Source organism: Nitrospira sp. Nam74 (genome assembly GCF_965152615.1).
Window position 1 is genome coordinate 3486674 of record NZ_OZ224220.1, and the last position, 21267, is coordinate 3507940.

At 54.5% G+C, this 21267-nt stretch carries 22 protein-coding genes; 7 read left to right on the forward strand and 15 right to left on the reverse strand.

The window, feature by feature from the left end:
• The 5 genes from ACWHYZ_RS16205 to ACWHYZ_RS16225 form a co-directional block, all read right to left on the reverse strand.
• A complete protein-coding gene (locus tag ACWHYZ_RS16205; protein ID WP_447983715.1) occupies positions 1 to 1326 on the reverse strand; it encodes a cytochrome b N-terminal domain-containing protein in 1326 nt (441 codons plus the stop codon).
• A 119-nt stretch (positions 1327 to 1445) separates the two neighbouring features.
• The gene (locus ACWHYZ_RS16210) at positions 1446 to 1991 is read right to left on the reverse strand and encodes a QcrA and Rieske domain-containing protein (protein ID WP_447983716.1); all 546 of its coding nucleotides are present in this window, start codon (positions 1989 to 1991) and stop codon (positions 1446 to 1448) included.
• Between the two features lie 135 nt (positions 1992 to 2126).
• On the reverse strand, positions 2127 to 2351 hold the full coding sequence (locus ACWHYZ_RS16215; RefSeq protein WP_447983717.1) for a YgaP family membrane protein: 225 nt from the start codon (positions 2349 to 2351) through the stop codon (positions 2127 to 2129).
• A 291-nt stretch (positions 2352 to 2642) separates the two neighbouring features.
• Positions 2643 to 2810, reverse strand: coding sequence for a hypothetical protein (locus tag ACWHYZ_RS16220; protein ID WP_447983718.1), 168 nt, complete (start codon positions 2808 to 2810; stop codon positions 2643 to 2645).
• A gap of 47 nt (positions 2811 to 2857) precedes the next feature.
• Positions 2858 to 3214, reverse strand: a complete 357-nt coding sequence (locus ACWHYZ_RS16225; RefSeq protein ID WP_447983719.1) for a hypothetical protein — start codon at positions 3212 to 3214, stop codon at positions 2858 to 2860.
• Between the two features lie 391 nt (positions 3215 to 3605).
• Here ACWHYZ_RS16225 and ACWHYZ_RS16230 point away from each other — a divergent pair, with 391 nt between their 5' ends.
• Both ACWHYZ_RS16230 and ACWHYZ_RS16235 read left to right on the forward strand, forming a co-directional pair.
• Positions 3606 to 4850, forward strand: coding sequence for a DUF3422 family protein (locus ACWHYZ_RS16230; protein ID WP_447983720.1), 1245 nt, complete (start codon positions 3606 to 3608; stop codon positions 4848 to 4850).
• A 536-nt stretch (positions 4851 to 5386) separates the two neighbouring features.
• Entirely contained in the window at positions 5387 to 5557 is a 171-nt protein-coding gene (locus tag ACWHYZ_RS16235) for a hypothetical protein (RefSeq protein WP_447983721.1), read from the forward strand.
• Positions 5558 to 6329: 772 nt separating this feature from the next.
• Here the strand turns inward: ACWHYZ_RS16235 and ACWHYZ_RS16240 are convergent.
• Together ACWHYZ_RS16240 and ACWHYZ_RS16245 are read right to left on the reverse strand one after the other, a co-directional pair.
• Positions 6330 to 6497 carry a hypothetical protein gene (locus ACWHYZ_RS16240; RefSeq protein WP_447983722.1) on the reverse strand — a complete coding sequence of 56 codons (168 nt, stop codon included), beginning with the start codon at positions 6495 to 6497 and terminating at the stop codon, positions 6330 to 6332.
• 5 nt (positions 6498 to 6502) lie between these two features.
• Positions 6503 to 7147, reverse strand: coding sequence for a hypothetical protein (locus ACWHYZ_RS16245; protein WP_447983723.1), 645 nt, complete (start codon positions 7145 to 7147; stop codon positions 6503 to 6505).
• Positions 7148 to 7839: 692 nt separating this feature from the next.
• On the opposite strand from ACWHYZ_RS16245, the gene ACWHYZ_RS16250 reads away from it, so the two are divergent.
• On the forward strand, positions 7840 to 8523 hold the full coding sequence (locus ACWHYZ_RS16250) for a PEP-CTERM sorting domain-containing protein (RefSeq protein ID WP_447983724.1): 684 nt from the start codon (positions 7840 to 7842) through the stop codon (positions 8521 to 8523).
• Positions 8524 to 9093: 570 nt separating this feature from the next.
• Here the strand turns inward: ACWHYZ_RS16250 and ACWHYZ_RS16255 are convergent.
• From ACWHYZ_RS16255 to ACWHYZ_RS16265, 3 genes are all read right to left on the reverse strand, one after another.
• The gene (locus tag ACWHYZ_RS16255; protein ID WP_447983725.1) at positions 9094 to 9825 is read right to left on the reverse strand and encodes a response regulator; all 732 of its coding nucleotides are present in this window, start codon (positions 9823 to 9825) and stop codon (positions 9094 to 9096) included.
• 6 nt (positions 9826 to 9831) lie between these two features.
• The gene (locus ACWHYZ_RS16260) at positions 9832 to 12147 is read right to left on the reverse strand and encodes a PAS domain S-box protein (RefSeq protein WP_447983726.1); all 2316 of its coding nucleotides are present in this window, start codon (positions 12145 to 12147) and stop codon (positions 9832 to 9834) included.
• Positions 12148 to 12552: 405 nt separating this feature from the next.
• Positions 12553 to 12744 (reverse strand): hypothetical protein, encoded by a 192-nt coding sequence (locus tag ACWHYZ_RS16265; protein WP_447983727.1) that lies wholly within the window; start codon positions 12742 to 12744, stop codon positions 12553 to 12555.
• Between the two features lie 287 nt (positions 12745 to 13031).
• Here ACWHYZ_RS16265 and ACWHYZ_RS16270 point away from each other — a divergent pair, with 287 nt between their 5' ends.
• From ACWHYZ_RS16270 to ACWHYZ_RS16285, 4 genes are all read left to right on the forward strand, one after another.
• On the forward strand, positions 13032 to 13205 hold the full coding sequence (locus tag ACWHYZ_RS16270; protein ID WP_447983728.1) for a hypothetical protein: 174 nt from the start codon (positions 13032 to 13034) through the stop codon (positions 13203 to 13205).
• Between the two features lie 142 nt (positions 13206 to 13347).
• Complete coding sequence (locus tag ACWHYZ_RS16275; RefSeq protein ID WP_447987600.1) at positions 13348 to 13482, forward strand: hypothetical protein; 135 nt, start codon at positions 13348 to 13350, stop codon at positions 13480 to 13482.
• A gap of 351 nt (positions 13483 to 13833) precedes the next feature.
• Complete coding sequence (locus tag ACWHYZ_RS16280) at positions 13834 to 14532, forward strand: response regulator transcription factor (protein ID WP_447983729.1); 699 nt, start codon at positions 13834 to 13836, stop codon at positions 14530 to 14532.
• 424 nt (positions 14533 to 14956) lie between these two features.
• Positions 14957 to 16090 carry a GNAT family N-acetyltransferase gene (locus ACWHYZ_RS16285; protein WP_447983730.1) on the forward strand — a complete coding sequence of 378 codons (1134 nt, stop codon included), beginning with the start codon at positions 14957 to 14959 and terminating at the stop codon, positions 16088 to 16090.
• Between the two features lie 330 nt (positions 16091 to 16420).
• Here ACWHYZ_RS16285 and ACWHYZ_RS16290 read toward each other — a convergent pair whose 3' ends face one another.
• The 5 genes from ACWHYZ_RS16290 to ureB form a co-directional block, all read right to left on the reverse strand.
• Positions 16421 to 17293, reverse strand: coding sequence for an urease accessory protein UreD (locus ACWHYZ_RS16290; protein ID WP_447983731.1), 873 nt, complete (start codon positions 17291 to 17293; stop codon positions 16421 to 16423).
• Positions 17271 to 17969, reverse strand: coding sequence for an urease accessory protein UreG (gene ureG / locus ACWHYZ_RS16295; protein ID WP_447983732.1), 699 nt, complete (start codon positions 17967 to 17969; stop codon positions 17271 to 17273). The genes ACWHYZ_RS16290 and ureG overlap by 23 nt, the downstream gene beginning before the upstream one ends.
• Before the next feature lie 33 nt (positions 17970 to 18002).
• A complete protein-coding gene (locus ACWHYZ_RS16300) occupies positions 18003 to 18689 on the reverse strand; it encodes an urease accessory protein UreF (RefSeq protein WP_447983733.1) in 687 nt (228 codons plus the stop codon).
• 350 nt (positions 18690 to 19039) lie between these two features.
• The gene (locus ACWHYZ_RS16305; RefSeq protein ID WP_447983734.1) at positions 19040 to 20767 is read right to left on the reverse strand and encodes an urease subunit alpha; all 1728 of its coding nucleotides are present in this window, start codon (positions 20765 to 20767) and stop codon (positions 19040 to 19042) included.
• Positions 20767 to 21261: an urease subunit beta gene (gene ureB / locus ACWHYZ_RS16310; RefSeq protein WP_447983735.1), complete on the reverse strand. Its 495-nt coding sequence runs from the start codon at positions 21259 to 21261 to the stop codon at positions 20767 to 20769. Before ureB ends, ACWHYZ_RS16305 begins: the two co-directional genes overlap by 1 nt.
• Positions 21262 to 21267: the final 6 nt, after the last annotated feature.

Here is a 21267-nt window from a genome sequence, read left to right on the forward strand (position 1 = left end):
CTAAGTCGATTTTTTTAGGCTCAACATGTAACTCGTCAGGTCGTGAAGTTGCTGATCGTTTAAGGGCAATTTCGGCATGATCGAGCCCGGCGAGACCGATTGAGGATCACGAAAATGCCGGATATGCCACGCGCGATCCGGGCGCGTATCGCCTTCATACGAGAGGTCCGGGCCGACCGCTCCGCCTTGGCCATGAATCCGATGGCATCCGGCACAACCAAATTCAGCAAAGATCGCTTTCCCTCTCGCCACCGTCGGGTCGATATGCGGCACGGCATAGAGATCACGCAAAGACACCCCTAACAGGGTGAACACTACAGCGAGAAATAGTACGCCGGACGTGACCGCGGCAGGCCGCCGAATCGGATCGCGTGCGGGATTGCGATCGATGAACGGCCAGAACAACAGAAGCGAGAAAACCACCACAGGCAAGATCCACGTCGCCAACGGCTCCAGCGGGCCATGCACGTATTTGAGCAGCTGATAGTAAAACAAGAAATACCACTCCGGCACGGGGACAAATGTCGTATCGGATGGATCGGCCTTATCCGCCAGCGGAAATGGAACGAACCGCGCCAAGAGGGCGATCGTGAGAAAGACCCCTGCCATCACGACGGCGTCCATATAAACTTGGCGCGGATAGAAGGTTTCACTGCCCCGGGCGGCGCATTCCTCATTCCACGGTCCGGCCGGACCGACGCGCCGGAGGATGAACAGATGGAGCAGGACCAGCCCCATCAGGAGCGCCGGCAGGAACAGAATGTGTACGGCAAAGAAACGCGAGAGCGTCAGCGCGCCCAATGTTTCGCCGCCGCGCAGCACGCGCACAAGGGTATCGCCGATGAGCGGCACGGTGCCCACCATGTTGATGCCGATTTGAGTGGCCCAGTAGGCGTTCTGATCCCATGGAAGGAGATATCCTGTGAAGGCGAACGCCAGCGTGAGGAGAAACAGAACCACGCCCACCATCCACATCGCTTCACGCGGCGGCTTGTAGGCTCCATACAGGAACGTCTGCAACATGTGGAGGCCGATCGCCACCACCATACCCGAGGCGCCCCAGTGGTGAACGCCCCGAACGAAGGCTCCGAACGTAATTTGGCTTTCAATAAATTGGATGCTGTCGTAGGCATGATCTGGCGCCGGAACGTAATACACGACGAGGAACATGCCTGTGAGGGCCTGCATGAGGAACAAAAACAGCGTCGCGGAACCGAAGACGTAAATCCAGCTGGCCCCGCCTGGAATGGGCTCGTCCAGCAATGTTTCTTCGATCGGCTTCAGTCTGAGCCGGCTATCCAACCAACTATACAGTCGGGACGCCATACATTCGTTCGACGTTCGGACTAACCATGCGCTCGAGTCCGGCTTCGGAGTGATAAGGATTTGAAATTCGACGTGGAAATGTTGCGGTCATTGTGAACCTTCAACTTGGAACGCCATCGTTAGAGCTCCACCGACTTCGGAAGACCCGCCTTGAATTCCTTGTAAATGACGTAGAGTCGACCGTCGTCAATCTTCACGGGAAGACGATCGAGCGGCCGCGGAGCGGGACCGCCCAGCACGGCACCGTTGAGATCGAACACGCTTCCATGGCATGGACACTCAAACTTCCGATTTGAATCGTCCCATCGATAGCCACAGCCAAGATGCGTGCACTGCGGTGAAAAGGCGGTGACGTCGCTATTGTCCATCTTGACAGCCCACATCGCCTTATGGACCGAACTCTCCATATAGCCGTCCCGCACGGTCGCCACATAACTGAGCTGCGTCGGTTCCTGGACCGGCAGGTCCTCCACCTTTCCGATTTCCACCCAGGACTGCTCGCGCCGCTTGAACGCCGGCGAGATCACATAGCCGACCAATGGAATCCCGAGACCGAAACCGACAAGAGACATCGCGGCGGCGGTTACCCATTTGAAAAACCGCCGCCGCGTTCCGATCGGGGTACTGAGCCCTGTTTCGCCGTGCATGCCGTGCTGATTCGTCATGGTTCAGATATCCAGAAGGACGCGCCACGTGTTGCACGACATCCCGAGATGGCTCTATACGTACCATATTTCTTTCTAAATGTCAGACAGCGCAACCCCACATTCGACACTCCAAATGAGGAATGGAACGATGCATTATGCCGCCTTCTTCCTTGTAGTCCTGACCTCGCACGTATTGATGCCTATGAGTCTCCATGCGGGACAAAACCCGATCGCTCCGGTCACTAAAGCGACTGCCCCTATGACATAGAACGCAATCACCCACCCCAACGGCAACGCCGCAAAGGTCGCGATTGCCAAGACCGCCAGTCCGATGATCATCCTAATCGGTCGTTCAATTCCGCCAACGTTGCATGTCACGATACACCTCCGTTTCTTCAGTGGTGAACGCTACGTGCGAAGATTCAGTCTCAGTTGTTACATATTCCACCTCATTAGAGTGGTGTTTCAAGCGATGGATTCATCTTCAACAACCACGTCGAACACCGGATAGTCTGTGGCCACAGCGGCATCTGTCACGGACATCTTTTCGAGAACAATGACGATGTAATCCCACCGAGGTAGCGTAAGGACAGGCCTGTGCGAACGCCATGCCATATCAAGGCCGTGCATTCCTGGAAACTACAGATGGTTAGGGAATGAAGTGAACCTTCAGAGGTGAGGAGTGTAGACAAACGCCACAGCCCGGACTTGGCCGGTAGCGCGAGATGCTACAGCTGTGCCGAATCGACAGTCGGATTCATGGTGACCTGCGTCTTCACACTCACCGACATAATGAGTGGGGACCACCACCACCCCGGCGATGAGGACGTATTCCATGGCGACCTTCCACCGTGGAATGCGTTGCTGATTCGTCAGATGGATGCTCAAGGGGCCGGCAACAACAGGCCGCGCAGAATACTCACGACAATGGCGGTGGTCTGATGTAGCAGGAGAACCGGTACGACGAACGAGAGAGCCACGATGAACTTTGTCGCGAACGTCGCCAGGGTTGATTCCCAAATCTCTTTCGCGCGATGCGTGTTCCTCGACTCTTCGGATATGTGAATGCCCAGGGCATCCGAAAAGGCGTCGGCAATGGCAATGGTGAGAATCCTACCGATGGCGGCAAGCTGCGATTGGGTACCGGATTGCAATCCGACCATGAGACCGAGTGTCGTAATGATGCCTGACGTAACCCCGAAGGTAAATCCTGTTTTGACGGAATGTTTCATCGGAATCATGAGTCGCTTCGCTTGGCATAGCGCTGCCCAACGGATGGTACATCATGTGCACAAAAGGACACGAGGGCACCCATCCTCTCTTACCCAGAATTGTCATCTTAGTCAGGGCCTCTTTGATCATCACTCACCATATTTATTTGGCAAGGTGAAATTCGACTGGAGAAAGCCACAGACTGTTCTGATAGAATGCCGCGCTCTTCGACTGTGCCCGATGATCCTGCAGTCGTTCTTCGACGACACGGCACGGGGGCATGTCTGCCGCTTCTCGGAGACGATGCCTCAGTGGCTCCGGGTTGTTACTTCAGGGGGAACGCATGGACATACGACATCGAGCGGATGACGGAGAATTTCTGCGCCGGCTACACGAACGGCCGCACAAAGGCCTGGAAGAATGTCTCGACGCCCCGGCAACCCCCCTGTCGAACGCCCCAAGAGCCGAGAGGAGTTTGCACATATCCTGCGGTGCCTGGCTATTTCACCCGACGACTCCGTTTTGCATGATACTTTCGGGTATGGCCTCGGAACGGCAAATAATGGTGATCGACTGCTCCTCATTTGGGAAGCTCATACCGAGTACTACAGCTACCAAATCTGGCACATTCCCTCCGACAAAGCGAAACCGCTTTCTTTCGGTCCGCTGACGTTCCCCAGTTACCTGTTCCCGGTCTCCCCATTAGGCCTACGTGTCAATTCGCTCGACATCCTCATCACCCATGCACCTCAGCCGTCCGTTGAGGACGTCCGTCGTATGGTCCCGGGAACGGCTCTGTATGGAAGCCAAGTCTTTGACGAAGAAACAGCTGTCACCACCAGCTTTACGCCCGATGAACATGGGCGCGAACGCTATCTCATCACCGCGTCTTCCACAACCCCGATGGCTCATGTGAAGCAGATCGTCGAAACTATTGTGAAGATCGAAACCTACTACCATCTCATCTTGATGCAGAAGCCGATGTTTTCTTCTGCGGTAGATCAGGTCTATCGATTCGAACAACTGCACCTCAAGCAGCGGGAAATCATTACATCGCAGTTGGCCGCCGCCGAATCCATCATGCTGCAGCGTTGGCTCAATGGGCTCACGGAAGATTTGATGAAGGTGAACCGTTTGGCGGGACTGCTCCAATTCGAACTGTCGGCGGCGGTTCCTTATGACAAGATCGTGCACGCGTCGATCCGTTCGATCCAGGAAGAGCGGCTGCCGCCGTATCGTCCCATGTCTGATTATCTCCTCACCGGCGTCACCGGCGTGGCAGAAGGGTATCAGCAACTACTCAGGCGGATCGAAACCTTGAAAAGTGGATTCGAAGGCATCATCGGGATCATCCGCACTCGCATCGATCTGTTGGTCGAGGGACAGAATCTCGAGTTGCTGTCAAGCGTGGATCAGACGACCAAAAGCCAGGCCGTCCTGCAACACACGGTCGAAGGCCTCTCGATCATCGTCATCTCCTACTATCTCAGCGGCCTGGGGGGCTACGTCTTCAAAGGCTTGCACGAGATGGGATGGCTCCATCAGCCGGCCATTGCAACGGCGGTGTTCGTTCCGGTTGCCATCGCCTTGTCGTTTGTCCTGACGGCGCTGAGCCGAAAGCTGATCCACAAACGCTTGACTCAGAAGCGCCATCCCGACTCATGAGCCTGATGGTCGGCAAGAACGCCGTTACCCACCGTGAAGTTTGAGACAAGAAGGTCATCTCGCCACCCCCAGAGATAATCGCCTGCGACTTTCCACGTAGGGAGAGTGGGCCACGCTCACAGGACCGCTTTGAGCGGCGTGAGCCCATAGGGAATGAGACTCCGAATGGGATCACGACAGGGCCAATCGCTGCGGCTTCAGGCAGGTTTGCGGCGACTGATAGCTATGGGGCCTGTCCCGCAGCTGTGGCCATCGCTCGCGTATTTTCGGTGTGCGGTATCACGCGGGATCGTCTCTCGCTCCCGGCCGCCATGCGCTCCCTCTGCATCGGTAATCGAGCGCGCTGCGTTCGCGGGGCTCGTCCGGCCAACCGTCGCGCGCCGCTTCTCAAGTTAGAGCTCCCTAACATTTCTGCGTTCCATTAACAGCTTCATACCGTGTCCCAATAGGGTCAAGTAGATCTGCCATGTCTAATCACTCTCCTTCTTGACGCTTCCGGAGCGAGTGCTACGCTTTGAGCACGAGGAGCGCAGGTCATGCACACTCTCGAATCATCGGCCGCATCCCGACAGGAAGCCTTGCATCCCACATGGCTCAACAGAAGGGAAAAACCTGAATGTGTAGATGGAGCCGGCATCATCTATGGGTTGCTTCTCGGGAGCGTCCTCTGGCTTGTTGGCTTGACGCTCGTTCTTTTGATTTGGTAACCCCCCATTAAACCGTCCATCCTTCCTGTCTAGCGCAGTGCCCCTGAAAAGACTGTTTCTTACGACGGGCAATTCGCCTTGTCCCGTCGCTCATTAGCTTCGGCGGCTGCTTCCGATGGCGCCGTCACGCGCGCGGTCTGCTTGTCGCCACGTCATTCCACAGTGTTACGTTGTTCCCGATGTCAGCGTATGGTGGCGGCTGGTACATTGACATCGAGGCATCGTCCTTATTCCTCTACCTGTCCGATCGTTGCACCCCCTCGCTCTATGCTTGTTAAAGGCCGAGTCAGAGCCCTGCTCGGGCGGTTCAAGACATTTCACACCATCCCCATTCATTATCCACTATTCTAGGGGATACGCTGTGGATAATGGCCTTTTGCCGTTAGCAATGAACGGCCAATCAAGGCGCTTAGCTCCTTGCACATTATTTAGGCATTGGGGTCCTTCTTTAGTCACCACAAGATATGGGTCAATAAAATTTTTTACCCTACGACGGCAAACCCTTTACAGCACATACCAAGACCATGTTCCGCTCTGCTTAAGTAGAAGGGCTAGCATACGCACGTTTTCTACGCGATGGGAGGCGGATTCTATTAAGCCTTCGGCTCCGGCTTTCAGCGCGGACTCATTCTTACACTGCACTACGGAAGATGGCTCGGCGCAACACGATTACGGCGACAAGTCAGTCTTGAGGCTGAGCTGTGCAGGTGAGATGGCGGACCATTCTTGCGTGCTTGATCCCCACAAGCGCAAGGTAAGAGAGAGGGCGGTGTTAATACTTCCGGAAGGCTTTGGCTGCCGTCTGCTTCGTCATTCCTGGCGGGAGCCCGGATTTCCATTCAGTACCATTCTTTTCCCGATGCCAATAGTGCAGACCGCTTTTCTTAATGGACCAATGGCCGCCGTGATGCCAGACCTGTATCGCAATGTCGTCTGCCATAGAAATTAAGGTTCCTGCTTGCCGAAGAATCCCAAAGATTTAATATGCAGGCTTTTTGTCGCTTTCTCACGGTAAAGGTCTGGAAAGTGCTTTGGTCCGCAGTCGGGACACATACCGTGGCTGAAATCAGCGGCCGATCGAGCGGCGATGTACCGCTCCACCTGCTGCCAGTAGCCGCCATCGTCCCGGATTTTCTTGCAGTAGGAACAGATGGGCAATAATCCGCGCAGAACCTTGACTTCGGTCTCAGCCCGCTTTCTTATTAGGGACAGCATCACGGTCGTGCCGATGAGCCCGATGGCCAAGGAGCGATTTGCCACGGCATGCCAGATTGGGCCCGGGGGCGATAGAAGAAACCCTAGTCCTGTGACCATGGCAGAGAAAGCAGCGATGATGATTACCGGCGACGATTGGTTGGGAGTCGAATACATCGCAAGGAACATCAAGGGCGCAAGGTAGAGAAAGCAGATGCCGACGCCGAGTGGGACCATCATATCGACGCCGAATATGACCACGACCAGGAGGGCGGCGGCGACGACATGCGGAGCACTTAACGTTTCATGGGGAGCGGGCAGCCGGCCTTCTCGTCTGTCCGAAACACGGCGGTCCGTTCCGCATCGCCTATCTTTGTTGCCGGCGGAGTGTAACACTCCTACTATCTATAGCAGGCGCGCCACATTCCAGGTATAGGACGCTGTAGCAGTTCAAGCTACACAGATGGACCTAGCCCTAGAGGTCCCGCAGCGAATTTGCAAGAGTTCTAAGAGACCCTCGGCCTTTTTTGTGACGCCGGGACAGTTCGTTGGCCTGCACCCCATGGTCGCCGATTCCATGCCGATCTTCCGAGGCATCCCCGCATGCACTCGGCCACCGCACGGAAGAATCAAGAATACGGCATCATCATCAACGAGAAGAACGACATGCATACCATCATGTAATCTGCGTGACAGAAGCATGTAAGTCGATGAGATTCTTTCTCATTGCGACCGATGATCCTTACATCGGAGGTCGTAAACTCTGCGCTGCACCCGCCTCCATTTTCACTGAACCTCGCCAGCCCGACATAATTTACACTCGGTACACTCGCCGTCTCGAACCAACACCGAAGACACCTTTTAGCATCGGCCGCCCTATCGTCCAGTCCCCAGCGTGTGGAGGGCCACATAACGGCTAGAAACGGACCACTTAATCGCTTCGACAGAACCCCATGGCCCTACCGGAAACGAATATGTCGCGTATGGTCATGGAAGAAGATACGAACAGTTGCATCATCCATTCGTCATAGACAACGGATGGTGTACTACAAATGATGCCGAAGGAAAGGAGGCGCAGGATGGTGCACATGAAGTCGATGGTCCATGCGATACGCAGCATCTATCTCCCAATCTTATTGCTGGTTGTCATCCTTGTACTTCCAGCGCATGCAGTACCGCTTCTACCTGGTGGCACGGCACTCCTGTCAGGGGTCAATCTAGCGGACCGGCCCGACTTAGACGGCGATTTCATTGCGTCAAACACCATCCCCTTTCGTGGCACGAATGCATTGGGTCAGACTTTGTATACCGGTACACTGGTCACAGCAGTGATATTAGAACAGGGAACAGGCACGCTCGACTTTTACTATGGACTCTCGAATGACGAGAGTTCCACTGACGGGATCGAGCGCCTCTCCGTGACAAACTTTGCAGGCTTTGCTACTGACACCGACTGGGTACAGGACCTTGAGGGTTCAGGCGGCCCTATCACGGCAAATCGGCAACTCAGTGGGGGGACCATCAGCTTTAGTTTTGGAAGTCTCCTCCTGCCCGGACAGACTAGTAATCTGTTCCTTATCAAGACAAACGCGACAGATTTTCATCGCGGCAGTGCCGTGCTCAGCAATGGCGGTGTGGCGTCTATTCAAGCCTTCGCTCCCTCCGGGACTCCCGGTGTTCCTATCCCGGAATCGGGTTCCTTGCTTCTACTTGGTACCGGTCTAGTAGGGTGCGCTCTGTGGCGACGGAAGGCGACAAAGTTACCGGTTTGATTCCGTATGATGTTCCCTGCAGTTTTCCCGCACGTGTAGTGAATGCGAAGAGAGATAATATCGAAGACAGCTCACTGCCTGTTGCTGAAGAATCAGATGGGAGAGAAGAAAGCTGTTACGGAAGGCTCCCTTAGTGTAGAGAAGAGAGCCTTCCAACCGCGCGTCTGCGCTTTTCGTGGCAGTATAGAAGCTTACGCCCCATCAGGCTTCCACGAACGCCTGAACACCTCAGTTTGTAGCGGGCGCTTCTTGAATAGGTGTCGTGCCTATCGTGCCGAGAGCACATGCAAGAGCGCTCCCTCCGTGAGGAGACGGCGATGGAAGGTTACCCGATGAGGAAACACTTATTCGGTGGACTCAGGTCGTTCATCACTTCCCCTCCTGGTTACAGCGTTGCCGGGGAGAAAAGCTCTGACCGGCTCGACTGGCCCGCACGAGTGCGCGGCAATGATGACCAGAACTCCCCTCTTGAATAGACGTTTCTGATAGAGAGATCAAGCCGCCTAAAGTTCTTAGATAGTTCTCATAGTGTGTCTCAATGTCCCGACTGATGGAGGCGGCCGATAGGGTCTAGGCCTTTGAATCGAGAATGCGTCGAACCGTCTCTAGGAAAGTATCGGGAGGGAACGGTTTCTGAAGAAAGGCGCCGGGCGCCTTCTGAAGCTTTTCTTGCACGACTTCTATTGGGTTCCCCGATATATAGAGGATTTTCATCTTTCCAAGAAGCGCCTCTCGCTTCTGAGCGAACTCGGGCCCTGTTACGCCGGGCATCATGACGTCAGCAATCAGAAGATCGATAGGGCCTTTATACCGCCCGGAAATTAACAGCGCTTCGCTGCTCAATCGTGCATCCAACACACAATAGCCCTCTTGCTTAAGAATCGCACGCATCACGGTTCTCATCGCATCATCGTCGTCTACGACTAGAATAGTCTCTTTACACGTTGCCGGTCTCTTATCCGATGCCGGCGCCATGAACACATTTAAAACAGAGAGCGCCGAATCTAATTGGAGCATGGCATCGTAAATTTGACTCCGCGCGGTCTGCAACGAACTGCTATCCGGTGCATCAAGTTGCTGCAGCCCTCGCACGCCATGTTCCAGAAAGGTTTGTTTCCAGGTCCCAAGCTGATGGACCGGCACATGGTTGTCTTTTGCTACCGTCTCAAGTGAGTCGCCTCTGAAGAGACACAGCACGAGCTCGGCCTTTTGTTGAGGGCTTAACTCCTCGTACTCCTTCTCAGCCCCTGAGGCTGATGTGGTTCCCCGATGGTGCGCTGCCCTATTACTCGTGTCACTCATAACGCGTCAGGGGTACGTTCGATCATCTTGGTTCGGACCAATCACCTGCTGCAGCGTGATCAAAAGACTTTCAGCGGTGTATGGCTTCTGAAGAAAGGCGACCTGGGTCGTGCCGGCCACTTCGGCCACCTGCTCATTGCCCATCAGTCCGCTGACGACAAGAATCTTCACAGCGGGATTCAGTTTTTGAAGGGCCCTGATGGTATTCGACCCGTTCAGATACGGCATCATCATGTCGGTGATAACCACATCAATCTCTCTCTGATGTTCGGCATACAGCGCAACGGCTTCCGTCCCATCGCTCGCGGTGAACACCTTGTACTCATGGGCTTCGAGCGTCGCTTTAGTCATTTCTAAAATGGCCGCTTCGTCATCCACCAGCAGCACGACCTCTCCGTGTCCCATCGGCCATTCCTGGGGCTCATCCGTACCGGGGCCCATTACCTCGCTTCTCTGTGCCGGCAGATAGACCCGGAACTCACTTCCTTTGCCGACCTCACTATAGACGTCCAGAAACCCTCCATGGCTCTTCACGATGCCCAGTGCGGTCGACAGTCCAAGTCCGGTCCCTAAGCCCGCTGCCTTGGTTGTGAAGAAGGGATCAAATATTTTCTCGATCACTCCTGCGGGCATTCCGGTCCCGGTATCACTGATGGAGAGCAATACATACGGACCGGGCTGCGCATGGACCTGCATGTATGCATACTGCTGATCCAAAGTGACATTGTCCGCCTTCATGGTCAGACGCCCTCCGTGCGGCATGGCATCACGGGCATTCACACAGAGGTTGAGCAGGACCTGATACAGCTGGGTAAAGTCTCCAGAAACAGGCCACGGCTCCGCGCGTACCAAGCTCTGGAGTTGAATACCGCGAGGAAAGGTCTGCTTGGTGATGGTCTCAATTTCTGTCATCAGCCGTCTGATATCGACCAGCGAGCGCTCTCCTTCGGCGCCTCGGGCAAAAGAGAGAATCTGCCTCACTAAGCTGGCCCCTCGTTTAACGCTCAACTGCATGGCATCGATCAATTCCTGCTGCTTGTCACCGGCCCGGCCTGCGCTGAGCAATTGGACACCCATGAGAATCGGTCCAAGCACGTTGTTGAGGTCGTGAGCGATACCGCCGGCCAGTGTGCCAAGATTTTCGAGGCGTTGAGCGCGGAGGAATTGCTTCTCCAGTGATTTGCGCTCGGTGATATCGCTGTTGACCACGAGAATCGACTTGGCCTTTCCGTTGGAATCACGCACGAGGGTCCAACGACTTTCGATCGTAATCGCCTTTCCCGCGCGCGTAAACTGTTCCAATTCTCCGCGCCATTCGTCCTTTTGCAAGAGTTTGTCAATGGCTTCCTTCAGCAATGGCGGTGGCTCTTCATACAGCAGGGTCGAGAATCGTTTGCCCCGCGCTTCCGCGGAGGTCCATCCATAGACATGCTCCGCGCCCTTATTCCAATATAAAATGCTATCCTCCAGATCCGTCACGACAATGGCATCGTGGGCCACATCAAGAAGTGTTGCCTGTTCTCGAATGGTCTGCTCCCTTTGTTTCCGTTCTGTGATGTCGGCAATGAAGGCGTTAAAGCGATAGGCTCCTTCAATCTCGATGACGCTGATCGCCAATTCCACCGGAAACTCAGTACCATCACGCCGTAAAGCGGTCGTTTCGACGCGCCGATTTAGACCGGTCTCCTGACCAGTCCGCATGAAGTGGCGCAATCCATGGAGATGAGCCTCGCCTTGGTGAGGAGGGATAATGAGTGTGACGAACGGCTTTCCAAGAGCGTCACTCTCAGACCACCCGAAAATCTGTTCCGCTCGGCGATTCCAATCAGTTATCAGGCCGTTGCTATCCATCCCGACCACCGCGTCCAGCGCCGAATCGAGGACGGCCTGCAGGCGGAGCTGGTTGCGTGTCCGCGCCTCTTCTGCCTGCTTACGCTGAGCCCGTTCTTCTGCTTCCCGTAAGGCGCGCTGTATCGCCGGCTTGAGCCGTGAGAGTCGGCCTTTTAAGACGTAGTCAGTCGCGCCACATTGCATCGTCACGACGGCCGATTCTTCTCCAATCGTGCCTGAGACAAAAATGAATGGAATATGCGGACAGGCTTGATGGGCGATGGTTAATGCTTCTAAGCCATCAAAGCCGGGAACGGTATAATCCGACAGGATGACGTCAAAGGATTGCCCTTCAAGCGCTTCGACAAAGTCTTTGCGACCAGCAACGAGCACGATCTCGCATGCAACCCCTTCTTCAGAAAGACGCATCTGGATGAGTTCGGCATCCCTGGGATTATCTTCGAGGTGAAGGATACGAAGCATGGTATTCATAGATCCGGAGCCGAAGCACATGCCTTGCCAAGGGTGTTGGGCAGATCTAACAATACAACAGGCAGGATCATCTGGTTTCCGTTGTTGGAATTTGCTACGAGAGTACAGGTCATCCAACCTCTCGTCGCTCTCGAATATCACCATGCCCTCGGTTCAGGACATTCTGTTTCTTGAACACGGTCACACTTAGTCTAGCCAGGATTGGAAAGATGTCCAATGCTCACATCTCCAACGTGCCTGACCGCACATCGCCTCGGAAGGAGTATTTGGCCTGATGCTACCGTCCTTACGTTCGGCACTTTCTTTCGTACAGTCTTACAAGAGGCCTTATGGCAGACTGCCTCGCCGTAGGCTTGACGTTATTGAACACTCTTATGAAGGTCCTACTATCCATGGAGGATTCAGCTATCCAACTACCGCTTGCACAAGAAGGTGGCGCGTGGTCGAGAACGGGAGACAAACCGGAAAGTCGTGTTGAACGGTCTGAACTTGAACAAGCGACGGCTTCGCGGGTCCGTGTGGCGTGATGGTCGCGACGACCTCTTGACCGGGTAGCATGGCGAGCACAATGGCCGCGACACATGTCGCCGTTGTCACAACCGCTCTCCTATATCCCCTGATAACACTAACGGCTTCTGCAATCTTAATGGAATCCCACTGCAGTCAACCGCTCCAATGTTGTGCCTCACGGTAGACTAAGCAATTCTAGCGACGCTCAAGATATTCATCACGCGAGTAGTTGATCATCCCTTGTACCGCGTAGCGCATGCATTGTATAGGCGCTGATCGGATGAGGGGTTATGTTTTATGGGCTACCAATGCCTGGCCTGAAAGGCCCTAAGATAGGTCGCCCCCTACTAAAGCGGAGTGCGGAGGAGTGTCCAATGATGAAGGTCGCGTACGAAGGAATATTGAGCATCACAGCAGTGCCTGGTGAGCGGGGGCAATCGAAACTTTTCACCTTAGCGCAATGCATTAATGTGCATATCCTGGATGCCCCTCCCTTTGATGGCGTTGCCAGCGATGCCACGGCCATTATCGGTGATTTTCAGTCTTAGTCCGCCGACTGTCCGATCTACCCTAATGGTCGCGACTGCGGCGCGCGCATGCCAGACAATGTTGTTGAAGACCTCCTTCGGCTCTTCAACTGATGCCGGATTGGTTTCAAGCGTGACCGGCTCATATTAATACCCAATCTTGATGCCTCGCAAACAGACTATTCTTATATGGAGCGGACAAGGCAGGCGTCTCGGGGACATTGCTGATGAACTGAGAATCTCCGAACCCAGGGTCAAAATGCACCTAGAGGATATGAAAGAGATTGTATACAGATGATCTGTTCCATACGTTATGGATTGCAGGTGAGATAGAAATTTCGGGATAACTTTTTACATCGCTCGTGCCGATTATTCCTTGCCTTTCCATGTTGGGCTTCCACCTCTGTAAGCCACAACGATTGCTTTTCCTAGAAGTGGTACAGTCACTGTGTGACACAATAGAACCGAGCGCTTTCCGCAGGAGAAGGCTATGTGACTACTCACTAGGTAGGAACAGTCCTATTTGATGAATACAATTGGTCTAAAATCTGGATCACACCAGGCGTAAATGACGACAAGTGTTATCATGTAGTGATAACAAGAACCCGGTTCGCTCCATGCTCGGCACCACCTAGGATAACATCGCTCGATGCCACTTCATGTGCTCATTGTTGAAGACGACGACATGTTCCGTACTACTCTCACATTGGTGCTGCAGGCAGAGGGGTTCTCAGTAAGGGTCGGGACAAGCGCGGACGAGGCGATTCGTCTTGTCAGTCAATCGGTTCCGGACATCATTCTGTCCGACGTGGATTTAGTGGGCATAAACGGCGTCATGCTATGTCGGCACTTTAAACAAGATTCACGCACTCGACATATTCCGCTCATTATGATGTCCGGACGGCGGCTTGGAGAGCGGGATCAGCTGGATGGCCTCACAGAGGGGGCGGATGACTATCTGCTCAAACCATTTTCAAATAAAATTTTGGTTCAGAAGATCCGAAACCTTTTGGTTCGGAGCAGGGAACAGCCAACGGATGCAGATGACACAGTGTGCATCGGTCCCATTATCATCGATGCGGCAGGCCGAAGAGTGACGATCGAAGGCAAAGAAGTACGTCTGACGAAGAAGGAATTCGATCTACTCGAAATCCTAGTAAGGAAGCGCGGGCGTACACTGACACCGGCCATCTTGCTGGCCGAGGTGTGGGGTTATGCGCTCGACCGCTACGACGATCCGAGAACGGTGAAGGTCCACATCTCCTCACTGCGCACAAAGCTCGGTACTTTCGGCGAACATATCGTCAATGTGCCGGGCGTTGGCTATAGATTCGATCCTCAGATTTAATCCTTTACCCACTATTTCCCCTCTCCCAAATCTGTCGACCGATACGCTTCTCCGGTCACCATTCTTTCTACAGAAAGATCTTTCCGACCTGTAATGCGTTCTGCGCTTGCGCCACTGCTTGGATTGCGCCTTCCCAGCAATACGTACTCAACGCGTCCGGACATATAAGTCTTCCCGATAGGCCGACACCGAATAGTGAAGGATTCAGCATCGGCCGCTGCGGGAAGCTTATCGCGCCACTATGTGCCTCTGCCTACATGTTCACGCCGCATGTTTAACCATTATTTAACCGCATCCTGACTCTTTTGAGATTGCCAGGATCCACACTAAAGATGAGCGGTGATGAGACAACAAGATCGACCCTACGCCGCTCTCGTATCGAAAAAACATAAGCCATGGTCTCCCTAAGGAAAGGAGTACGCATATGCAACCAGTCGTAAAAATGGCAACCACGGAAGCCGAACGGGAGGCGATCTATCGACTTCGCTATGAAGTCTACATTGAAGAGATGAACGGACAATCCAGGCATTCCGAGGCCGATGTCGCAGCCCGTCAGTTGTACGACGAGTGGGACCCGCATTCGTACCATTTTTACGTGGAGCAAAACGGCCGCCCCGCAGCCTGTGCACGTTTAACACTCCGCCGGGATGGCCCATTTGAATGTGATAATGAATTCAATCTCGATCGATTCGGCCCCGCGTTTCCCAAACACGTCAGCATGAGCTCACGGCTTGCCTTACACCCGAAGCTGCGAGGCAGTCATCTGTTGAAGCAACTGACCTGCACGATGTTCCGTTTTGCCAAAGAACAGGGCATGCGATTCGACTTTATTGACTGCCATCCGAAGCTCCTGCCCTTGTATACCCGCCTGGGGTATCGCCTATATCAGCCTGGCTTCAATCATCCCAAGTACACCTATGTCATTCCCATGGTGTTGGTCTTCGACGATATCGAGCACTTTAAACGCGTGCATTCGCCGTTCGCGGAAATTGCTGAGCAATATCCGCGCTCAACCAATGACATTGAACTGCTGCGCGCAGAGTTTCCGCAGCTAGAGAAACAGGTCATGTCCGGAATGTGCGGCGATATCGACCAGTTTTGGGATGTTCTGCAACTGCACTTGAATGCCTCTGCCCCCATCGGTGAGGCTTGTGACATCTTCGCAGGACTCACGGGCGAAGAAATGAAAGTACTCTCATCCTTCGGTCATCTGCTGATGTGCCGTAAGGGCGATGTCGTGCTGACCAACAATGATACGGGACGTGAAGTCTTCCTCATTCTTTCCGGGCAGTTTCAGGTGGCGGGCCGGGCTAAAGGAAGTCGCCTGACGACCGACGCTAAGAGACGACTTGGACCGGGGGATAGCTTCGGCGAAATCCGCTTCCTCAGCAACCATACTGAATATCGCGCGGTGAAGGCTATCGACGATGCGACCGTATTAGTGCTTCATTCAAAAGCGTTGGATCGTCTTGTCGTCAGTTCACCAAAATTGGCGGCGAAGGTCTACCGCAACTTCGCTAAGATCGTAGCGCTCCGCCCCTACGAAATGGCAGCCTAGCATTAAAAACTTCTGCCTCGCACCTGCAGCAGTGCGAGCTTCCGTGTCAAAAATGGTCATGTGTGTACAAATTTGAACTCTGCATTACGAACCTTGAAAAAACCGTCATCTTTTACTCCTCGTACCAGGCTTGCTGATCCTGTTCCTTCCGGTTTATCCGCTACCAGGCATTCACCTTGCAGTTAAGGTACTGCAAGACTTTCATCACACCTTCCCCAACGGGAGTACGGTATGACGCTAGAAGCACTGATTGCTGCAGGTGTCTTCGGTTGGCTTGTGATTGGAATGGTCATGATGGGACTCGGTATTTGGTAGAGTCAGGGTAAGACGCTAATAACGTCGCAGGGCCGGGAGCGGGAGACCCCATAATAGTGCCCGAGCAGCCGCCCAAATCGACTCAAATACGGCATTGAGGTCCGGCGCCGATTTCGCCATGAGTTTGACGATACGGCCTCGCACCGCTGGCTCCGACACTCCTCCCAAGACCCGGCCCTGCCGATCTTCAAGGATCGACGCAATCTTGTCCTCCAACTTCTTCCAAACATCCTCTTCCACCGCTTCGTTCAAAATAAACAGCGACGCCACATAATCCCAAGGTTCCGCTAGTCCAGCCCCACTCATTGCGCTCTCGGAGATGAGCCCATACCGTTCCAGCACGGAAGCTCCCGGAGTTGTGACCCTGATCTCGTTATCCAAACTAGTAAACCTCCATCGCTCGCCTCTCGCGATGCGTCCCGCCGCCAACGCATCCCATAAGATAAGGGTCCCTGCGGACTCCAATGTCACGTGAAGCTTTTGACTGAATCGCGAGCCCAGGAAAGGAATGGTCGGCTCTGGCGCCCATTCGAGAATGGCACCCGCTCCAACGGTCAGTTGAATGTCTTGTCGAGATGGTTCTGCAATGGAACGATAGACACGGTTGGCCGAAGGTGTTGAGAACAGCACGTGTGATTCAGGGCCAAGGGTTGCACAAAGACTGAGATGATCGCCTCCGACCAGGCCACCGGACGGGTTGACCAGGAGCGTGTAGGCAGCGCCCGTCTCATCCAGCGCGATTGGTGGAAAAAAATGCCAGGGGCTTCGGCTGGTGGAGTGCCTAAGAATCGTCTCCGAACCCTGCCGGACATAATCAAGGACCAGTTCCCCTGTTCGTCCAATCCGGGTGAAATCGTCGGCCTGATCATGCACCACGGATTCCATCATAGGCGACCTTAGCCGGCTCGGGTCGGGAAGGCAAGAATTGCCGGACCCATTTGACGACGTCGGAGAGCCCAACCCCGGTCAGCAAGTTTGTGAAGATGAAGGGGCCATCACCACGCATCCGCTTGCTATCCCGCTCCATCACTGAAAGGTCGGCGCCGACGTGAGGCGCGAGGTCGATCTTATTAATGACCAACAGATCGGATCTCGTGATACCGGGACCGCCTTTGCGGGGAATCTTGTCCCCGGCTGCCACGTCGATGACGTAGATCACATGATCGGCGAGTTCGGGGCTAAAGGTCGCCGCCAGGTTGTCACCGCCGCTTTCCACAAAGATCAGCTCGACACCCTCGACGCGCTGCACGAACGCATCGATCGCTTCCTGGTTATGCGACGCATCCTCACGAATGGCGGTGTGGGGGCAGCCCCCGGTTTCAACCCCGACGATCCGGTCTGCCGGCAAGGCTCCACGTCTCGTCAAGAATTCGGCATCTTCCTTCGTGAAAATGTCGTTGGTCACGACGGCTAAGCTGTACTGATCCCGCAATTGCCGACACAACGCCTCTACGAGCGCTGTCTTGCCCGATCCAACCGGCCCCCCAATGCCAATGACGGGAATATTCGCAGCCCGAGCGAGCGTCGGACGATCAGTCTGATGATGGTGATGATCTCTACTCATAAAAGTGTTCAGCTCTCAGTCTTCAGCAGTCAGCTATGATCGGAATAGCCGTGTGGTTAAGTGCGCATGGCGCATGGAATAGATATCTTGGACCGGTGACCAGCATGCCAGCATCTTCTGATGTTCAACCTGACAGCTGACTTCAACAATTAATGGCATCCAGCCGGCGAGTAAGCGTTGCCCTTCTCGTTGGCCGATCGGCAGCAATTTCAACGCGGCCGACACAAACCCCACTGCCGTATGATACAGAAAGGCTGCGACTGATTCCTGTCGTGGCCACTTAAACGTACCTAAGGTTAATCCCAGGCTCACAGCGAGATGTCCCGGCGACCGATTCACTTCCACCTCAGCCACAAAATGCCGTAGCGTCGAGGATGGCTCTGCGTGCTCGCCGGCATTCTTCAATATCTGTCGACCCATTTGCCGACTGGCCATACGCGCGTCACGACTCAGTTTCATGGCATCTAACTCGCAGTCAGCACCAAGTCCTAGCTGAAGCACTCCGGAAGCAGCGGCATCATGGCCGAGACCGACCGCAACCGCCTCACAACGACCAAGCCCGCGCCTGAATAGATCCTCGACGTAAGATGACAGGTCTTCTGCATGGCAGATGTAATGGTCCTGCACGGCGGCCTCCAATCCCGATGAATACGCATAACCACCGGATGGAAAGAAGCTATCGATGAAGCGGAGTCCGTGAAGAAGCGAAAGAGTATCCATAATAATGACCCTCTAATCAGTGGGCCCTCTACTGCATTCATGCCTTAAATATGGAGTTTTCTTTTGGGACTTAGGACCACACAAGGCTCTATAAATGCGCCGGCACCATTGAGCTTCCGTTCAGCCTCTTCTGAACCATGCTGCATCTCATCGTTCAGGCACGCCACAGCCTCCCTGCCAAGGCTGATCAAAGAGTTCCACCAAGGCCGCAGACTGAAGCCTTGCCAAGACCGGCTCTCACCCACGGGTACGTTGAGGATTGTTTGAAGTCGAGAACGAAGCTTCCTGAAGGGGTGCGACTTGGCGCGCTTCGGGATGGCGGGTGTCATGTAGCGTTTTTCATCAGACGCTTAAAAGAGGAAATAGCGTTGTGCCATCGGCAGCACCGCGAGTGGCTCACATGTCAACAACTGTCCGTCGGCGCGAACCTCATAGGTTTCTGAATCGACCTCGATGCATGGAAGAGCATCGTTCAGCTTAAGATCGCGCTTCCCTATCCGACGGCAGCCCTTGACTGCCGAGACGCGCTTTTCCAAATGGAGAGACTGTGCCACGTCTTGATCAATCGCCGCCTGAGAGACAAAGGTTACGCTGGTTGTGAACGGCGCGCGGCCGAAGCTGCCGAACATGGGTCGGCTCAGAACAGGTTGGGGCGTCGGAATCGAAGCATTGGGATCGCCCATCGCCGCAGACATCGGAAAGCCGCCCTTCACAACCATCTCAGGCTTCACACCGAAAAACGCCGATTTCCATATCACAAGATCCGCCAACTTCCCGACCTCTACGGAGCCGACTTCATGCGCAATACCATGTGCGATGGCCGGATTAATCGTGTACTTAGCCACATACCGCCGAGCCCTGAAATTATCATGCACGTTCTGGCCGCCCTCGACTCCTCGCTCAGACAAATGCCCGCGTTGCAGTTTCATTTTATGTGCAGTCTGCCATGAACGAATGACCACCTCACCCACCCGTCCCATGGCTTGGGAATCCGACGACATAATGCTGATCGCGCCCATGTCATGCAGAATGTCTTCCGCTGCGATCGTCTCACGGCGGATACGTGACTCGGCAAAGGCAATATCTTCGGGGACTCGTGGATTCAAGTGATGGCACACCATCAGCATGTCGAGGTGTTCGTCCATCGTATTTACAGTAAACGGCATGGTGGGATTCGTCGAAGAAGGAAGCACATTCGGTTCGCCACACACCTTGATAATATCCGGTGCATGTCCGCCGCCCGCGCCTTCAGTATGAAAAGAGTGGATGGTCCGCCCCGCAAACGCCTTAATGGTATCTTCAACAAATCCGGCTTCGTTCAGTGTGTCGGTGTGAATGGCGACTTGCACATCGTATCGCTCAGCCACATCCAGACAGGTGGAGATGGCAGCCGGCGTCGTTCCCCAATCTTCATGAAGCTTCAGTCCAATTGCCCCGGCTTCGACCTGTTCGTTCAGTCCGTCAGGCAATGAAGAATTCCCTTTGCCAAGAAATCCAAGGTTGATGGGAAACCCATCCGCCGCTTCAAGCATCCGATGAATGTTCCACGCCCCAGGCGTACAAGTGGTTGCATTCGTGCCCGTTGCCGGCCCCGTCCCGCCGCCAATGAGGGTAGTGAGCCCCGCGGACACGGCTTCGGTGATGATCTGCGGACAAATGAAATGAATATGGGTGTCAATGCCCCCGGCTGTCACGATCTTGCCGTCGGCTGAAATCACTTCGGTCGACGCGCCGATCTCCATACCTGGTGTCACTTCCGGCATCATGTCCGGGTTCCCGGCTTTGCCGATGGCCACGATACGTCCATCGCGGATGCCGATGTCCGCCTTCACGACACCCCACCAATCCAGGATAACAGCACCCGTGATGACGAGGTCGAGCGCGCCACGAGCCCGAGTGGCGGCCGGCGACTGTCCCATGTCATCGCGAATCGTCTTACCGCCGCCGAACTTCGCCTCTTCACCCGGCGTCGTCAGATCGCGCGTGATTTCGATGATCAATTCAGTATCGGCCAGACGAATGCGGTCTCCGGTCGTCGGTCCATACAAGTCCGCATACTGACGCCGCGGAATTCTCATCAACCCTTCCCCTTCTCGATGAACCCCTCCGCAGCAGCCTTCGCTAAGGCGCGCGAACGCACTTCAAGATCATCCAAACGGCCATTCGCCAGACCATTGACGCCATAGGCCACCCGGTTTCCGCCTATGGCCACAAGGGCGACTCGCTTTTCTTCGCCCGGCTCAAACCGCACCGCGGTGCCCGCCGGTATTTGGAGCCGAAACCCAAACGCCTTAGCGCGATCAAACTTCAACGCGCGATTTGATTCAAAAAAATGACAGTGAGACCCCACTTGAATCGGCCGATCGCCAACGTTCCCCACAACCAGGTCCACCGTCTGACGCCCTTCAAAGGCGATAATGTCGCCCTGGGCGAGAATCAGTTCGCCCGGAACCACATGAGCCGGTTGGAGCAGGGTATTGGAACGCGGCGCAGAATCTGAGGATTTGGCAGAAGCTTTCTTTGATGAAGATTTTTGAGAACGACTGGAGGAAACGGGAGATCTCTTTTTCATAGATCG

Excerpts from the sequence above, each read along its gene's own strand:
- ACWHYZ_RS16205 (WP_447983715.1), bottom strand. The coding sequence starts at position 1,326 with ATGGCGTCCCGACTGTATAGTTGGTTGGATAGCCGGCTCAGACTGAAG.
- ACWHYZ_RS16210 (WP_447983716.1), bottom strand. The coding sequence starts at position 1,991 with ATGACGAATCAGCACGGCATGCACGGCGAAACAGGGCTCAGTACCCCG.
- ACWHYZ_RS16220 (WP_447983718.1), bottom strand. The coding sequence starts at position 2,810 with ATGGAATACGTCCTCATCGCCGGGGTGGTGGTGGTCCCCACTCATTAT.
- ACWHYZ_RS16225 (WP_447983719.1), bottom strand. The coding sequence starts at position 3,214 with ATGATTCCGATGAAACATTCCGTCAAAACAGGATTTACCTTCGGGGTT.
- ACWHYZ_RS16230 (WP_447983720.1), top strand. The coding sequence starts at position 3,606 with ATGTCTCGACGCCCCGGCAACCCCCCTGTCGAACGCCCCAAGAGCCGA.
- ACWHYZ_RS16235 (WP_447983721.1), top strand. The coding sequence starts at position 5,387 with ATGCACACTCTCGAATCATCGGCCGCATCCCGACAGGAAGCCTTGCAT.
- ACWHYZ_RS16240 (WP_447983722.1), bottom strand. The coding sequence starts at position 6,497 with ATGGCAGACGACATTGCGATACAGGTCTGGCATCACGGCGGCCATTGG.
- ACWHYZ_RS16250 (WP_447983724.1), top strand. The coding sequence starts at position 7,840 with ATGAAGTCGATGGTCCATGCGATACGCAGCATCTATCTCCCAATCTTA.
- ACWHYZ_RS16255 (WP_447983725.1), bottom strand. The coding sequence starts at position 9,825 with ATGAGTGACACGAGTAATAGGGCAGCGCACCATCGGGGAACCACATCA.
- ACWHYZ_RS16260 (WP_447983726.1), bottom strand. The coding sequence starts at position 12,147 with ATGAATACCATGCTTCGTATCCTTCACCTCGAAGATAATCCCAGGGAT.
- ACWHYZ_RS16270 (WP_447983728.1), top strand. The coding sequence starts at position 13,032 with ATGATGAAGGTCGCGTACGAAGGAATATTGAGCATCACAGCAGTGCCT.
- ACWHYZ_RS16275 (WP_447987600.1), top strand. The coding sequence starts at position 13,348 with ATGCCTCGCAAACAGACTATTCTTATATGGAGCGGACAAGGCAGGCGT.
- ACWHYZ_RS16280 (WP_447983729.1), top strand. The coding sequence starts at position 13,834 with ATGCCACTTCATGTGCTCATTGTTGAAGACGACGACATGTTCCGTACT.
- ACWHYZ_RS16285 (WP_447983730.1), top strand. The coding sequence starts at position 14,957 with ATGCAACCAGTCGTAAAAATGGCAACCACGGAAGCCGAACGGGAGGCG.
- ACWHYZ_RS16290 (WP_447983731.1), bottom strand. The coding sequence starts at position 17,293 with ATGATGGAATCCGTGGTGCATGATCAGGCCGACGATTTCACCCGGATT.
- ureG (WP_447983732.1), bottom strand. The coding sequence starts at position 17,969 with ATGAGTAGAGATCATCACCATCATCAGACTGATCGTCCGACGCTCGCT.
- ACWHYZ_RS16300 (WP_447983733.1), bottom strand. The coding sequence starts at position 18,689 with ATGGATACTCTTTCGCTTCTTCACGGACTCCGCTTCATCGATAGCTTC.
- ACWHYZ_RS16305 (WP_447983734.1), bottom strand. The coding sequence starts at position 20,767 with ATGAGAATTCCGCGGCGTCAGTATGCGGACTTGTATGGACCGACGACC.
- ureB (WP_447983735.1), bottom strand. The coding sequence starts at position 21,261 with ATGAAAAAGAGATCTCCCGTTTCCTCCAGTCGTTCTCAAAAATCTTCA.